This window comes from Shinella agrisoli (assembly GCF_046557955.1).
GTDB lineage: Bacteria > Pseudomonadota > Alphaproteobacteria > Rhizobiales > Rhizobiaceae > Shinella.
In genome coordinates this window covers 137,204-151,266 of sequence record NZ_JBJIEP010000017.1, presented here as the reverse complement: position 1 = coordinate 151,266, position 14,063 = coordinate 137,204, and the positions used below count along the sequence as shown (strand labels likewise).

Sequence of the window (14,063 nt, the reverse complement as noted above, 5' to 3'; positions counted from 1 at the left end):
CGGCTGCCGAACGACATGGTGACGAGGTTGTTCCAGTTGTAGTCCTGGCACCACATGCCGACGGTGTTTTCGTGGATGCCGAAATAGCCGCCGCGCGCGCCGTTCGGCCCCGTCGTGCCGGTGCGCGCCTCGTACTGTTTGCGGACCTCGAATAGACCGGTCGCCCTGTTCTTCAGCTTGATGTCGAACATCGGCATCTGATACCGAACGCCCGGGAAGCGCGAGGCGCGGAACCAGTAGTTGGTATTCCCGACCGCGCCGCCCGAACCGTACGAATAGATGGCGCGGTCGAAGTTGCCGAAGCCGGTTCCGGGCGGGTCGAAAAACCACTCCTCGGAGGAACTGCCGAACGCGCGCTGGTAGCAGAATTCCGTGTAGGGCGTTTCGACCTGCTTTTCCCATTTCGTCGAGTAGTAGAACTTCTCGCGCTCGGCGTCCGGCGTGGTCCGGGCAGCGTAGCCGTCCTTCGTGATCTTCACGCAGGGCGTGTCGGTGTAGTCGTAGCCGATGAGAACGTTCTTCATGTCCATATCTCGATGGTTCCGGCTTCGACGTCGATCTTCATCTTGCCGTTCGCGCCCCGAAGGACGCCGGCGGTGACCGTGCCGAAACGGGCGAAAGTGCCCTTCAGCTCGCCGTTCTCGACGACGAAGGGGACCAGCTTGGTTGCGCCGTCGATCACGGCGAAGCGGGCGGCATCAATGATGACCTGGACGGGAAGCGCTGTGTTGGTCGGCACGTCGAGATAAATCCCGCCCTCCCGATAGTTGCCGGTCGTGCCGGCGCGCGCCATCCAGGCGATCCTGGCGTAACCGCCCGGCCCGCTGACAACCTCCATCTTGGAACGCGCGGAGGCGCTGAGGTCGCCCACGCTCGTCTGCAATCCCGTGATCGCCGTCGCCTGGGCCGAAATCGTGTTCCCCTGCGACGTGACGGTTCCCGCCAGTGAGTTGAGCGCCGAGACGCTGGCCTTGTCCGGAAGCGCATTGTTGATCGACGTGATGGCCGAGCTATGCGACGAGATCGTATTGCCCTGCGACGTGACGGTTGCAGCAAGGCTGTTGAGCGCGGAAGCATCCGCCTTGTTCGGCAGCGCGGCGTTGATCGAGGAGATCGCGGACGTGTTGGCGGAGATGTTGTTTTCCGCCGTCGTGACGCGCCCTTCAAGAGCCGTGACGGACGAGGTCGAGGCCTTTCCCGGCAAGGTGTTGTTGATGGTAGTTATCGCCGATGTGTTCGCCGAGATGGCGTCGCCTTGCGAACTGACCGTACTGGCAAGGGCGTTGAGGGCCGATGTGGACGCCTTGTCCGGAAGCGTGTTGTTGATGGCGGTGATGGCGCTCGTATTGGACGCGATGCCCGCCTCGGTATTCGTCACCCGTCCCTCAAGCGCTGCGAGGGCGGACGTCGAGGCCTTGCCGGGTAGCGCATTATTGATCGAGGTGATCGCCGAGGCATGGGACGCTATCGTGTCGCCCTGGGAACTCACGGTCCCCGCGAGCGAGTTGAGCGCTGCGACAGAAGCCTTGCCCGGCAGCTCGCCGTTGATCGACGTGATCGCAGAGGTATTCGCGGCGATGTTCCCCTCGGCCGCGGTCACCCGGCTCGTCAGGCCGTTCAATGCCGTCGAGGTAGCGAGCCCGGGAATGATCGCCTGGACCTGCGTGAGCGCCGAGGAAACCACCGAAAGCGAGGCATTGGTGAGGTCGATGCGGGTATTGAGCGCCTGCGACGCCTCTGCCAGGGCGATGGCGCCCCTGCGCTCGCCGAAGAAGTTCGCAAAGTCCTGGTCGACGCCTTCCATGGCCGAGGGAAGCAGCGAGCCGCGAATGGCCGATACCATGGAGCCCTGGTTGAGCAGCCCGGAGCCAAGTGCCTGGATTTCCGCCGACATCGCGTTGACGACGTTAAGGTCCGCCTTGTCCTCGACCTCCAGTTCCAGGGCGTCGAGCGCATTTGCGGTCGCGGTCAGGGTGTTACCGAGCGTCGTCACCTGCGTCTCAAGCGCCGACACGCCCGTTGCGAGGCCGGAAACGCCCGTCTCAAGATTGGTGGCGCGCGCCTGCAATGCGTCGATGGCGCTTGCATTCGCACCGTCCCCGTCGATACGGGCCTGCCGTTCTGTCGCAAGCTCGGCCCGAGATGCCCCCGGCGCCGGCGCGCCGACTGAAATCCAGTCGATCGTATAATAGTCGGTCGGCGTCTGCGCCGTCGACAGGTCGAGGCGGATGCGGTCGACCGTGCCGGACCACTCCGGGTTCCACGTCAGAAGGCCGATGCCGTTGCCGTCGAACACCGGCTCGGCAATCGACGTTCTCCGTCCGCTATCCCATTCCTGCCCGTTCCCGGCCCACCAGCAATAGCCCTCCCATACGGGACTGCCGTACTTACGCACCCGTGCCCGCACCTGCCGGTAGCTCGCCGTGGCGACGGCAAGGCCGGCGGGCGACATGACATAGGGATCGCTCGCATGGTCGGCCGGGCGCAGATAGCCGTCCGTGATGGTCGGCGTACCGTTCCCGGTCCACCCCTCGAAGTCGCCACCAAAGCCCCAGAACCGGTAGGGATCGAACTGGTTGTCCGTGCCCGCCGATAGGAGCGACATCTGGTAGGCCAGCGCGTTCTGCCCCTCGATGCGCGCCAGGTCGACGGTGACGATCTCCGCTCCGAGCTCGACAGTCCTGGCTTCGAGCGACGTCGTGCGCTGCGCCACGGCCGCAATCTCCGAGGCCGCGACCGTGATCCGCTCGTTGAAGCTGGCCGCATAGCTCTCGATCGAGGCAACCAGAGAGCGTTTGATTTCCTCGCGGGCCTTGAAGTCGGCAAAGTCCGCCTCCATCGCCCGGTCTCGGAGCGTGGTGATTTCGTCGACAAGGGACCGATACCGATCGCTCGCCTCGATCGCGCCGGCAACGCGCGCCGATTGCTCCGCGCCGATCTCCTGCACCCGCTGCGCCGCCTCGTTGGCGATGGCCTGGGCGCGAGCCTGAGCCTCCGCCGCAATCGCCTGGGCAAGCTCAATGGTATCCTGCACAAGGTTGTCGATCGTCTCGTCGTCGATCCACTCGCGCAGTTGTTCCAGCGCTTCGCGGATTTCGGCCGCGAGGTCATCGAGCGATACGGGAACGTCCGGCGTCGTGACGGGAAGCCAGTTCGACCATACGGTTTCCCGGTCACCGCGCGGGATGTAGCGCCCGCGCACTTCATAGGCCTGCGCCGGCAGGAGGTTCTGGCTGACGATGATCGAGCCCGCCCGCACATTCTCCGTGCGGCCGCGATAGACCACCTCCTGCGTGGCTGCCAGGCGCACCTCGAAGGCGACCCCCTCGACATCGTCCTGATCGCCGTCCCACGAGAGTTTCATGGCGGCGCGGCGCGGCTCACCCTGCCCATCGTCGAGCGTCCAGGGCTGCGCGAACCAGTCCACGATGGCCTGCGGCGCCGGCCGCGCGGGACCGATCGGCCCGAAGGTCGGCGGTTTGTAATCCGTCGCCGGGTTCCAGGAATAATCGGCCGGGTCAACCTCCGTGATGTCGAGCACGACATCGAGGTTTGCCTTGTCCATGACGCCGTCGACGCGCATCAGCTTCGTGACATAGCCGTTACGCGCCGACGTCCAGGCGACCACGTCGCCCGGCTCAAGCACCCAGGCAGACGGGCCGAGAACGATCGTATGGCGACGGGCCCGGCGGGCCTCCTCCAGCGCCGACTTCATGAGCCGCTGGACCTGCGAGGCCCGGCGAACCGCGTTCAGTTCGACATTCGCCATAAGGCGGCGATTGCCGTCCTTGGCCTCGTAGTCGGGCCGGTAGATGGAGGGAGCCGCCTTGGCGTTCCACCCTTCCCCCGGCTCCGGATAGGTCGCGCTGATGCCGTTGATCGTGTCGGCAAGGCCGAAGAAGGGCGAGAAGGTCTGCCGCTCGGTCGAAAGGATGTCGCCGTCGGAAAACGAGAACACGGCCGCATCGGGCGCGCCGACGCGGATCTTGTAGATGCCGCCGGAATCGATGAGCCGGCCCTGGCAGCCGGTCAGTATCGCCTCGGCCGCCGACGCGATCTGGGCGCTGACCTGGATTTCGAGGCCGGTCAGGTATTGCTCTTCCGTCCCGCCGCCCGGCTTGGCCACCTGCAGGCGGCACTTGCCGATCTGGGCCCGCCAGTCCGCCGCCGGCAGCCGCGCCGCCGACATGTTCTGGAGCCCGTAGAACCATTCCGAGGCATATTTGACGCCGAGAAGCAGGTTGTAGGCCTGAACGGCCGGCAGCTCGTCGCCGTCCCCGCCCCAGGTCGAGGGATCGGAGAGGCGATGCGGCCCGCTCCCACCGGCCGTGCTATCCTTGGTGACGTCGTAGAGCCGCAAACCAAGAAGTTCGAACTTGAAGCTGGGGAAACCGGTGAACAGGTTCTCGTCGATGCGGGCCGTGCAGATCGCGTAGGATACGCCGCGCCCGACGCGGGTCGCCTCATACGGCCGTTCGGCCGAGCTTGCGTGGTTGACGAGGAAGGAATCGGCCTGTGTCTGCGTCCCGTCGTAGAACTTGATCCAGAGATGGTCCTCGCCGTTCGACCGGTATTCGAGGACGGGAAGGCCCAGCTCCGCATGCGGCGTATCGGGCAATAGCGTGCAGCGCTCGCCGTTGACCCAGATGCCGGAAAGCTCCTGCGTCGGCAGATCCGAAAGCGCGATAACCTGCGTGAAGAAGGCGTTCGGCGTCTTGCCGGAATCGCCCCACGTGTTCGCATAGACGAGCGAACCGGCCGTTGCAGTGCGTCCGATGATGAACGAGCGCGGGATGTCGCCGCCCGCCTGGAGTTGCCCCTGAACGGCGAACGTATGCTGCGGCTGCTCGGGCTTGCCTGCGATGGCGCTGGCGAGCAGGTTGAGGCCGATGCCGACCGCCGCCTTGAGCAGGAACGTGCCGACGGCGCCGGACAGGAAGGTGCCGCCCAGCAAGCCGCCGATCGCGGTTGCGATGCCAGTGAAGATCGTCATGATGTCGTCCGGAAACCTAAAGCAGATGCTTCATGAAATGCCGCTCGGCGGGCTGATAGCCGCAGCGGGCGTAAAGACGGCCGACGGCGGGCTCATCGCCAAGGCCGACCAGGTGCGAGATTTGGCAATCGCGGGACCGCGCCCACATCTCAAAGGCGGCGATCATGTGCCGGGCCGCCGTCGTGCCGCGGTGCGGCGGATCGATCCAGAACATGAGCTCGCTCGCAAGCTTCACCGGGAAGAAGCCGTGCGGCCCCGCCTGCGCCGCGAGCACGCCCGTCGCAACCCCGCCGACTTCTAGGACGAGGCACAGACGGTCTGGATCGGCGAGCGTTGCGTCGAACACCATCGAGGCCAGCGCCGCCGAGAACGGCACGGCAACGCCCGAGGCGGCATGGAAGGCGCGCGCCATCGCCAGCACCCGGCCCTTGTCCCGGGCTTCCGCTTTCCGGATCGTCATCCGGCCGACCCGAGCTTGCCGCTCTTCTTGCCCCAGAAGAATTCGACCTCGCCGATGGTCGTCACATCCTGGTAGAAGTTGTCGGTCGCCGAGCGCCGGCGCTGGCTGGCGTCGGAACGGGTGTCCGCATTGGAGCGCGTCATCTCCTGCGTATGCGACTTGCAGACTAGCGTGATCTTGCCGACGCCGGCTTCCTCCGGCGTTTCGATCGGAGCTTCATCGACGAAGCCGACAAAGCGGCAGAGTGCCGGTGCCACTAGTTGCCGCGTTGCGGGATTGTAGAGACCCCGATAGATCTCGACACCGGCCTGCCGAAGGTCGTATCCCCGGACAATCGCCTCGCTCGCCGGATCGAGCTGTGACATTTCGATCGTCACGTCCTGCACGGTGAGGTTGGCGACGAGCGAAATGTCGCTGATGCTGATCAGCGTGCCGCTCCCCTCGAAGTTCCGCGTCTCGGAAAGGCCAGTGTTCGGGTTCAGCACCGGCGCGGAGACATTGCCCGCATCGGACCAGAAGCCGTGTTCGGATAGCGCGCCGGTATCTATCGTCCGGGCACGTATCCAGAGGAAATCGCGCGCGATGATGCGTCCCGCCTGGATGGCGGCGAGGTTCCGAGTCGAGATCGAGCGCATCAACGCATTCCCAGGAATCTGTCTGACGGGAACATGATCGTACCGGCGTCAAGGTCGACAACTGCCCCGCCCGGAGAGGTGATCCGACCGGCCTTGCCGTGTCCGATGTCGGCGACCTTGAGAGCCATCTTCTCGTCCTCGGCAATGCGCTTCATGGCCTCGCTGGGCGTTTCCGCGATCTTCGCAACTGCCGGAATTATAGGCGCGGCAAAGAACGCCGCGAGGAATGACCTGCGTTTCATGGCTATATCCTTTGGTTGTGGTGGACTCGACTCTCGATTGCCGCCGTGGTTCGATGCGGGAAAGAGGGGCAGGCTATGAAACCAGGCAGAAAACCGTGCGTTACGATCAGGCTTCCGGCTGTCCCGGAACACCCGCATGCCAATGACGTAATTGTCGCCTTGGGGCGCCTGACGATGGCTTGGAGCGCTTCCGAGTTCTATCTTGCCTTGATTATGTCTCGCTTGATGGCACGGGCCGACTTGAGCACGATGGAAAATCTTCTCAAGGCCATGGATGGCGAGGCGGTGATGATCTCCGACACGAATGCGGTTTTTGCACTTTTTTTCGCGGTCGAAAGCAGCCGTGGGAGACGGAAACTCGTCCTCGATCTGGCAGAAGCCCGACACGGCGAGGGCTACCTGTACAAGGCTTCCTTTGACGAGATCAAAGCCCTTTTGAAATCCCACGGAGATATCGCGCGACTGCGAAACAGATATGCCCACACTGCCATGGGGCTAGCAGAAGACGGCTCATACATTTTGCTGGATGGAAAGATGATACTTACACGCATTGACGGAACGCAAATGCAACGCAATGCGAAAATCCGGGCGAACAACAATAAGGTCAACCCCAAGATGATCGACGATGCGACAAACAGGATAGCGGATTGGATAGATGAGGCCCGCTCGGTTTGTTCCCGCATAGCTACTTCGATAGAGCCCGGTCCAAGCCCTCCGACAACCACTTGAGATCATGTTGTAGGTCCTCAAAACACGTCATGCTGTTGGATACGCCCATTTCGCTGTGTCCGTGCGTGTAGATCTCATCGACAGCCGCGATCTCTTCATAGCGCATCGTGTCGATGCGCCTTAAAATTGCCTGGGCGTCCTCAACGGCCGCCCGGAGGTCTGCGACCCACTGTATGTCATGTTTGTAGCCTTCGCCGTCGTTCATGACCCTCTCTCACCTCACCTCAATACCTTCAAAACTCACCGTTCCCCGCCCCGTAGCAGGATTGGCGGCGGTGGCGATGGAACCCGGCACGATCGACATGATGCACGATGGCTTGCTGATGGACACCGCCGCGCCGGTGGCGACGCCGGGCCAGATATGCGGGCGGACCTCGAAGAGCCCGGTCGGATTGCCGGCGGCAGACTCCATGATCCGGTGCAGGTCGGCCGCGCCGATCTGGAGGAGATCGCCGGCAGACAGGTTGATGCCCGCAAGCCCCGAGACACGGATCGTATTCCGGCTGGCGCTGATCGTGTGCAGCGTCCCGGCCGGCAGCGCCGACGAACCCGGATGCCGGATCGGCCGGCAACGCGACATCGGCCAGGCGCGAAACGACCTCACGACGCCCTCAAGGGCTTCCAGCCGCGCGCGCCAGTAATCCAGATCGTTCGGCGAGAGGGTGCGGGATGTCCAAACGCCTCGCCACAACGGAGATCCGAAGTCCTTGCCGATGGTCGCACCATTGGCCTGTCGGGAATATTCCTGCCGGTAGACAGGTTCGAACTCGGTTGCCCATCCGGGAAATTCGGAGAGCAAGTCGAGCGGATAGGTCAGCGCCATGGGCACCTCATGTCTATGTTCGTGAAATCGCCCGGGTGTCAGACCTTGACGTTGAGGCTTCGGGCTTTCCGGATCGCGCTGACAGTGCGCGCCTCAAAGGTCATGCGGTCTTCAGCCTGCGCGCGGCGTAGCTCGGCGATGGCTTTCGGGTCTGCGCCCTGCGCCACGTTGTAGACCGGGGCGTAGGAGACCCGGAGCGATTGACTGCCCCCAACCATCCCGGAAAGATTCGGCATGGTTGGCGCGGACGGAAGCTTCGGCACAATCGTTCCGCTTTGTTCAGGAACGAACAGCTCAGGCCGCTTCTCGCCGACGATATAAGGCTGGCCCTTCTTCACCGGGCCGCCTGCGGCGCGGAACATCCCGCCGAGTGCGTTGAAGATGCTGCCGAATATCCCACCCGAGGACGACCCGGATTTCGGCTGGAACAGCGCGTCGAAGGCGCTGTTCAGAAGCAGGTCACCCAGCCGCTTCGCGATATTGCCCAAGGCCTCGCTCAACGACTTCGCTCCGGTGATGGCGTCGATCGTTTCCGATTTAAACGCATCGTAAAACTCGTTCGCTGCATCTTCGGCGCGCTGCTGCTCTTCCTGCACGCGGCGCAGCACGTCCGCCTGCTCGGCATAGGCGGCCGACGCCTCACGGATCTTCGCGATCTGCTGATCCGAAAGACGGATGCTCTCAAGGTCCGTCTGCCCCTTGCGGCGAGCTTCTTCGCGCAGATCGGCAAGCGCTGACTGCTCGAGGTCGAGCGCCATCCGGCGCCTTTCCTGCTCCCGATAGGAGAGACCGACGATGCGCTGCTCTTCGATGAGCGCCGCCGTCCGGTCGCGCACAGCCTGGATGTCGGCGTCGAAGCGGCTGTCCGCCGTCTGCTTTACGCCCTTCGTCTTCCCGCTGTTGTTGCGCGCCGCGTCGGCCGCGATGTTGCGTTCGGCAAGCGCGCGGATATCGGCATCATTCAGGAACCCGCCCTTTGCGGCGACGTCCTTCTTGATCGTCGCGATTTCCTTCTCGATTGCCAGCTGTTCCTTGCTGAGGGAATTCTGGCGCGCGGCCTCATCGGCATAAGCTTTGCCGATCCGAAGCATCTCTTCGCCCTGCTGGCGGGACTGTCCGTACTGGCGATAGCCTGCCATCTGCTGAGGGGAGAGAGAGACGCCGCTTGCCCGGTCCATTCGTCCTTGAAGAAGGTCGAATGCTGCCACTGCGTTACCGACCGCCTGAATAAGTGGGCTCAGCTTGTCAGCGGCGATACGAAAATCATAGTTCGCGGTTGCCATCCGGTGGATGGCTTGTTCCGCGTCTTCCGCCTTGATCTTGCCGGTATCAAGACCCTCTGCAAGTTCACGGAGTTGGCGCTTTTGCTCATCAGTGGCGAAACTCATCGAGTAGTCGTCAGTGAAAGCGGCGAACATTTCGAGCGCCGCAGCCTTCGTTCGCGCCACCTCTTCCTGTGCGATTTCGAGAGACCTAATCAGATTGTCGCGAGTTTTGTCGTCAATCGCCTCGGCTGCACCCTCAATTGCAGGTGCCGCCTCCTTCGCGCGGCGTTCGACCTCCGCAAGGGCCTCGGCATACGTCTGAGCGCCTTGGGAAGCCTCCGCCGAACTGGAGGAAAAGAGCGCCAAGGCACCAACAACCGTGCCGCCGATCACCAGTCCCAAAGGACCGGCCGCGGCAGAAAGTCCGCCAATAGCCGTGGCGAGGCCGCCGACGGTTGCGGCGGCACGGAGAGCGGCGACAAACCTCACGACGACCGACGTCGCAAGGCCGAGCTTCGCAACCATGAGGCCGATCGACCTCCCGACAAGTGCCCCCGCAATGACGCTGGCGACTTTCAAGACGACATCTGCGGTCTCGTCGAAATTATCGGCCAGGGCATTCAGGCCCTGAACCAGACGCTGCGAAGCGCCAAGTCCCTCGTCCGTCTGCCCGATGTACTTCGTGAAGGCGTTGTTGACCTTGGTAATGCCTTGGTCGATTGTTTGCGTGGCGTTCGCGGCCATCTTCTCGACAGAAGGAAGGCCCTTGAGAAATGCCTGAAAGAACTGCTGGCCCGAAACCTTTCCGTCGTTGACGAGCTGCTTCAGCTTGTTCACTGAACCGCCAGCCTCATCGAGACCGTTCGCAACAGCAATAAGGATCGGCCGCGCGCCTTCGTTGACCGAGTTGAATTCTTCCGCCTGGACGCGTGCTGATCCGAGAAGCTGACCAAGCTGCGTTAGCGCGCCCGATGCCTGAGAGGCAGAGGAACCGGAAACGCGCAGAGCGACGCCCACGCCATCGGCAAACTTGAGAAGGTCTTCCTGGCTGGCGCCGAGATTGTCGCTCGCCTGCGCAGCCTTGCCGAACAGATCGGCCATGGCGCCGAGCGGCGTCGCGTTCTTCTGTGAGGACTCGTAGATGCGATCGAGCACCTGCACCTGGTTGTCGCCGACCACACCGGCAACGGCCAGGCTATTCTTGGCAGATGTCCAAGCGTCGGCGTAGGCAAGCACTTCCTTCACCGAAACGGCCGCTGCGATACCCGCTAGAGGCGCCGTCAGCGAACGCGCTGCGCTCGTCCCGATCTGCGCGAGACGACGGTCCATCTGCCGATAACGGTTTTCGATCGCGCGAGCTTGCGCGTTCGTTACACCTTGCGCGCGTTGCATTTCCCGCTGATATTGCTTGATGTCAGCGGAGAGCTGCACGACAAGTTTTTCAATGTCGGTTGCCATGATGCCTCAAATAAAAATAGCGAAAGCAGCCATGCTTATCGCCGCGACATGCGGCCTATCTTCCTGCAATCCATTTTCAGACCATCTGACTACTGTCTGCGAAGAAGCCATAATGGAGAGGCTGAGATCGCCATCGACCTACAAGCGGATTGACCTGAAGAAGCGTGAACAGCAGCTCACGCGGGACGAATACGTAAAGCGGCTGGATGATGAAAAATCTCTGCCAGATACGCGGGAATTCAAGCTCAGAGCATTTGATGAAGGCCGATATCGACCAGCGTTAGCGTCGATCTCCATCAGTTACGATGCGGCCAACGCATACGGGACGCCGGTGCGCGGGCACGCTGTATGCGAAGCATTTTCCGACACTGCCGACTATTCGCATGCCTCAGCGTGGTTCGTGAAGGTAAATGGAAAAACACATACAGAGTGGCTGCTCGAACAAATCAAGGATTAGCCTTCCTCCAGCCAATCCCATATTTCGTCCTTCTCCTTATCGGAGAGAACCTTGTCGTCGTCGATGGAGTTGGCCTTGATGAAGCCGTCCACCGCCGCGAAATACTGGAACATGGACATGGCGCGCACCTCTTGAGGAGTGAAACCCATCACGGCGCCGTTTCCGTAGATGGCGGCAAATCGGAGTCTTCCGTCGGGAAGATCGTCGAGGGGCTGCCCTCTGGATTTGCCGCCCCGTGCTCCCCCACCTTCTCATCCTCCGCGCCGACAAGGCCGGCTTGAAGGATGCCCTTGGCGAAGATCAGGTTCTCCATGGGCGGCCGAGTCTCGACATAGGCCCGAACCTTCTTCAGGGCATCGACCGGCTTCATCCCGCCGCCGATAAGGCCGAGCCGGATCGTGTGCGAGATGTCGCCCATCTTCCAACTGTCGTCATACAGCCGGTTGAGCACGACATAGGGGCCGACGCCGCAAGCCTCCTGCAGAAGCTCCAGCTCGCCCCAGCCGAGGCGGAAGACATAGTCGCCATCCGCCCACGGCAATGTGATCTGTGCATCACGGCTCATCAGGGCACCGGCGTCACGACACGGGTCATCTTGCCGTCGCTCTGCATCGTCACGTTGCCTGTAACGCGGCGGCCATCCTGCGCGCCGGCCTCGAAGTTCTCGACATGCATGCGCCCGGTCCAGGTGATGGTCTTGGCTGGAAACAGCCATTCGACCTTGACGGGAACGCTCTCAACGTCGTCGAAGGCGTCCAGCCAGGTCTCGACGCTTTCCGCCGCAAGCACGCCCTCGCCTGCGATCGTCATCGAAAGCGAGACGGCATCACGGCCAAGCCAGTTAACGGCGTCGGGATCATCGCAATCGGGGATATTCACCTCTTCCAGCCCCTTATTCAGCGTCACGGTTCGCTGGCTGAAGCCGCAGGGCGCCGCATAGACAATGGGGGAAGCATCGTTTCCGAGCAGCACCTTTACCTTGCCGCCCTTGATGGTTGTCGGTTCTGCCATGGAAATCTCCTTTTATGGCAATGGTGGAAGGCCCGCTTCTGGCGGGGTGGCGAATGCCGGTGATGTTGGAATCAGCCGCTCGATGCGACTTTGCGCGCAGCCGTCCGGACGGCCTTTCTCACGCGAGCCCTCGCTGGCTTCTTGTTCGTGCGCCAGCTGACGTAGAAGAAGGGTTGGGCGCGGGTGCCGGGATGTTTCGATCCCGCGAACATTCCAGCGTTTGCATGGTCCTTGGTGCCGAACTCCACCCATCGGGCATAATAGACTTCGGCATTGCCGGCATAGATCGTCAATGTCAGATCCGATGCCATGCTGCTCTTGACCGTGGCGATGGCAAGAGAGCCCCGCGGTGCCTTGCCCCATGTCCACGCGATGGAGTCATGCAGGGCCATCGTGTCGCCGATCGGAACAAGGTTCTGCATGGTCGCGACGATCTCATCCGCCGCCGCTTCCATCCCGGCCTTGATTTCCGCCTTGGCGACGGCCGGCAATCGCTTGAGCTTGCAATCAAGCCTCGCGAGGTTCAGTATTTTCGTCATCGACGGTGTCTTCCTTCGATGCTGACGCATTGAGGCGCATCGCCTTGTTGGCGGCAACCGCCTTATCCGCGCAGTCGCGTTTGACCGTACCGCTCCAGCCCGCCAGATAACCGACGGTGATGCGGGAGGTCGGCTTGTAGTCGAAGTCCTCGGTAAATCTCACTCGCGCCATGGCTCTATTCCTCAATCACTGCTGTAACCTGGACGACGCCGTGCGTGGTGATTCCGTCCGGGTCGGGAAAGACGCGGACAAGATCGACCCGCATGAGCACGAGGGCGCCAGCGGCTAACTCGCCCTCCGCATCGTGAAGGGCACCCTTGACCGCATCGACCAGCCGGCGGCATGGCCACTTCTTGCCAGCGTCCCGCGTCCAGCAGTCGAGTTGCAAGGTCTCCTCCCGGCCGCGGATGCAGTCCGCGTCCTCGGGTGTGAAGTCGGACGGGCCGAAGGTGATGTTCGGATAGGCAAGATCGTCGTCGTTGCCGTCCACGATCCGGTCGCCGACGATCGACGTCACCTCTGCGGAAGCAAGCAGCCTTGCAAGAACGAGGTCCTGGAACGAGACGGAAACACTCACACGGCCACCCCGCCTTCCGCGGTGAATTCTAGATATTGCCGATCATCTGTAGGGACTGGACCGGATCTAACATTGTAGATTTCACCCGACCTCGCATCCCGCATGCGCCAGGACGGCCGAACTGCCCGTGTCTGCGAATTGTCATAGACTGTGACGACAACCGGCTGGCGGCCGGATAGGCGCGAGGCCTGCACCGTCTCGCCGCCTCGCAGAAAGCGGAACGATGCATCGGCTGTCACCGGATCGCCCCACCCGTCGGTCCGGCCGCCATGCCCATCCGGAACCTTCATCGGTTTCTCGAACACGACGAGGTAATCCATCTTTCCGGGGTCCATCATGCGAATGCGAAGCTCCTATGCATGGCGACCATTGCCTTGACGCCCATCGGGACGCTTCCGGTCATGTCGGAGGTGACGTCGGCGCGGTGCAGGTAGAAGCTGGCGACGAGCATCAAGCACGCCTGCACCAGCTTGGGCGGGATGTTGCCGGCGCCGAGACCAGCCTTGAAGACGACGGTCGCTTCCGAAACCTCCGGCGCGTTCTCGATGTAGAGCGCGCCATCGCGGATCTCGTAGTCGGTCACCGTGCCGGCGACCCCGAGCGGATCGAGATAGGTGACGGACTGGATATCGGCGTTCGGATAGCCCTTGAATCTCAGGGAGAAATCCGTGCCTGTCGCGGTGAACTCCGTTTCCAGAAGCACCGTCTGACAGGCACGCTCGACCCAATCGACCGCAGCCTCAAGATATTGCTGCAGTATCGCATCGTCATCGGAATGACGGACACGGCAATGCTGCTTGGCGAGGGCAAGCGACAGGACTTCGCCCACCGGCTCGCCGGACTGCTCAATCTTCATCTTGCCCTCGCTGGGTG

General features: G+C 62.5%; 17 protein-coding genes and 1 pseudogene. 2 read left to right on the top strand and 16 right to left on the bottom strand.

The features are described from left to right. From ACIIOY_RS18625 to ACIIOY_RS18605, 5 genes and pseudogenes are all read right to left on the bottom strand, one after another. A pseudogene (locus tag ACIIOY_RS18625) lies at positions 1-524 on the bottom strand (hypothetical protein); the annotation flags it as partial. Continuing rightward, positions 521-4,993: a phage tail protein gene (locus ACIIOY_RS18620; RefSeq protein WP_411036170.1), complete on the bottom strand. Its 4,473-nt coding sequence runs from the start codon at positions 4,991-4,993 to the stop codon at positions 521-523. The gene ACIIOY_RS18620 and the pseudogene ACIIOY_RS18625, both read right to left, overlap by 4 nt. 16 nt (positions 4,994-5,009) lie before the next feature. Continuing rightward, positions 5,010-5,453, bottom strand: a complete 444-nt coding sequence (locus ACIIOY_RS18615; protein ID WP_411036169.1) for a GNAT family N-acetyltransferase — start codon at positions 5,451-5,453, stop codon at positions 5,010-5,012. Then, complete coding sequence (locus ACIIOY_RS18610) at positions 5,450-6,088, bottom strand: hypothetical protein (protein ID WP_411036168.1); 639 nt, start codon at positions 6,086-6,088, stop codon at positions 5,450-5,452. Before ACIIOY_RS18610 ends, ACIIOY_RS18615 begins: the two co-directional genes overlap by 4 nt. Further along, positions 6,088-6,330, bottom strand: coding sequence for a hypothetical protein (locus ACIIOY_RS18605; protein ID WP_411036167.1), 243 nt, complete (start codon positions 6,328-6,330; stop codon positions 6,088-6,090). Before ACIIOY_RS18605 ends, ACIIOY_RS18610 begins: the two co-directional genes overlap by 1 nt. A gap of 75 nt (positions 6,331-6,405) precedes the next feature. On the opposite strand from ACIIOY_RS18605, the gene ACIIOY_RS18600 reads away from it, so the two are divergent. Then, entirely contained in the window at positions 6,406-7,059 is a 654-nt protein-coding gene (locus ACIIOY_RS18600) for a hypothetical protein (RefSeq protein ID WP_411036166.1), read from the top strand. On the opposite strand, the gene ACIIOY_RS18595 is transcribed toward ACIIOY_RS18600, so the two are convergent. From ACIIOY_RS18595 to ACIIOY_RS18585, 3 genes are read right to left on the bottom strand one after another with little or no spacing between them, the layout of a single operon-like run. Beyond that, positions 7,016-7,264, bottom strand: a complete 249-nt coding sequence (locus ACIIOY_RS18595; RefSeq protein ID WP_411036165.1) for a hypothetical protein — start codon at positions 7,262-7,264, stop codon at positions 7,016-7,018. The genes ACIIOY_RS18600 and ACIIOY_RS18595 overlap by 44 nt on opposite strands. 9 nt (positions 7,265-7,273) lie before the next feature. Beyond that, entirely contained in the window at positions 7,274-7,882 is a 609-nt protein-coding gene (locus tag ACIIOY_RS18590; protein WP_411036164.1) for a hypothetical protein, read from the bottom strand. A 38-nt stretch (positions 7,883-7,920) separates the two neighbouring features. Beyond that, positions 7,921-10,605, bottom strand: a complete 2,685-nt coding sequence (locus tag ACIIOY_RS18585) for a tape measure protein (protein ID WP_411036163.1) — start codon at positions 10,603-10,605, stop codon at positions 7,921-7,923. Here ACIIOY_RS18585 and ACIIOY_RS18580 point away from each other — a divergent pair. Next, positions 10,592-11,062 (top strand): hypothetical protein, encoded by a 471-nt coding sequence (locus tag ACIIOY_RS18580; RefSeq protein WP_411036162.1) that lies wholly within the window; start codon positions 10,592-10,594, stop codon positions 11,060-11,062. The genes ACIIOY_RS18585 and ACIIOY_RS18580 overlap by 14 nt on opposite strands. On the opposite strand, the gene ACIIOY_RS18575 is transcribed toward ACIIOY_RS18580, so the two are convergent. From ACIIOY_RS18575 to ACIIOY_RS18540, 8 genes are all read right to left on the bottom strand, one after another. Then, on the bottom strand, positions 11,059-11,214 hold the full coding sequence (locus tag ACIIOY_RS18575; RefSeq protein ID WP_411036161.1) for a hypothetical protein: 156 nt from the start codon (positions 11,212-11,214) through the stop codon (positions 11,059-11,061). The two genes, ACIIOY_RS18580 and ACIIOY_RS18575, sit on opposite strands and share 4 nt — an antisense overlap. Beyond that, the gene (locus ACIIOY_RS18570; protein WP_411036160.1) at positions 11,211-11,627 is read right to left on the bottom strand and encodes a gene transfer agent family protein; all 417 of its coding nucleotides are present in this window, start codon (positions 11,625-11,627) and stop codon (positions 11,211-11,213) included. Before ACIIOY_RS18570 ends, ACIIOY_RS18575 begins: the two co-directional genes overlap by 4 nt. Next, positions 11,627-12,073, bottom strand: coding sequence for a phage tail tube protein (locus ACIIOY_RS18565; RefSeq protein ID WP_411036159.1), 447 nt, complete (start codon positions 12,071-12,073; stop codon positions 11,627-11,629). Before ACIIOY_RS18565 ends, ACIIOY_RS18570 begins: the two co-directional genes overlap by 1 nt. Before the next feature lie 71 nt (positions 12,074-12,144). Further along, positions 12,145-12,612, bottom strand: a complete 468-nt coding sequence (locus ACIIOY_RS18560) for an HK97 gp10 family phage protein (RefSeq protein ID WP_411036158.1) — start codon at positions 12,610-12,612, stop codon at positions 12,145-12,147. Then, the gene (locus ACIIOY_RS18555) at positions 12,581-12,784 is read right to left on the bottom strand and encodes a hypothetical protein (RefSeq protein WP_411036157.1); all 204 of its coding nucleotides are present in this window, start codon (positions 12,782-12,784) and stop codon (positions 12,581-12,583) included. The genes ACIIOY_RS18560 and ACIIOY_RS18555 overlap by 32 nt, the downstream gene beginning before the upstream one ends. 4 nt (positions 12,785-12,788) lie before the next feature. Next, positions 12,789-13,190, bottom strand: a complete 402-nt coding sequence (locus tag ACIIOY_RS18550) for a DUF3168 domain-containing protein (RefSeq protein WP_411036156.1) — start codon at positions 13,188-13,190, stop codon at positions 12,789-12,791. Continuing rightward, positions 13,187-13,528 carry a head-tail adaptor protein gene (locus ACIIOY_RS18545; RefSeq protein ID WP_411036155.1) on the bottom strand — a complete coding sequence of 114 codons (342 nt, stop codon included), beginning with the start codon at positions 13,526-13,528 and terminating at the stop codon, positions 13,187-13,189. Before ACIIOY_RS18545 ends, ACIIOY_RS18550 begins: the two co-directional genes overlap by 4 nt. After that, positions 13,525-14,046, bottom strand: a complete 522-nt coding sequence (locus tag ACIIOY_RS18540) for a head-tail connector protein (protein ID WP_411036154.1) — start codon at positions 14,044-14,046, stop codon at positions 13,525-13,527. The genes ACIIOY_RS18545 and ACIIOY_RS18540 overlap by 4 nt, the downstream gene beginning before the upstream one ends. Positions 14,047-14,063: the final 17 nt, after the last annotated feature.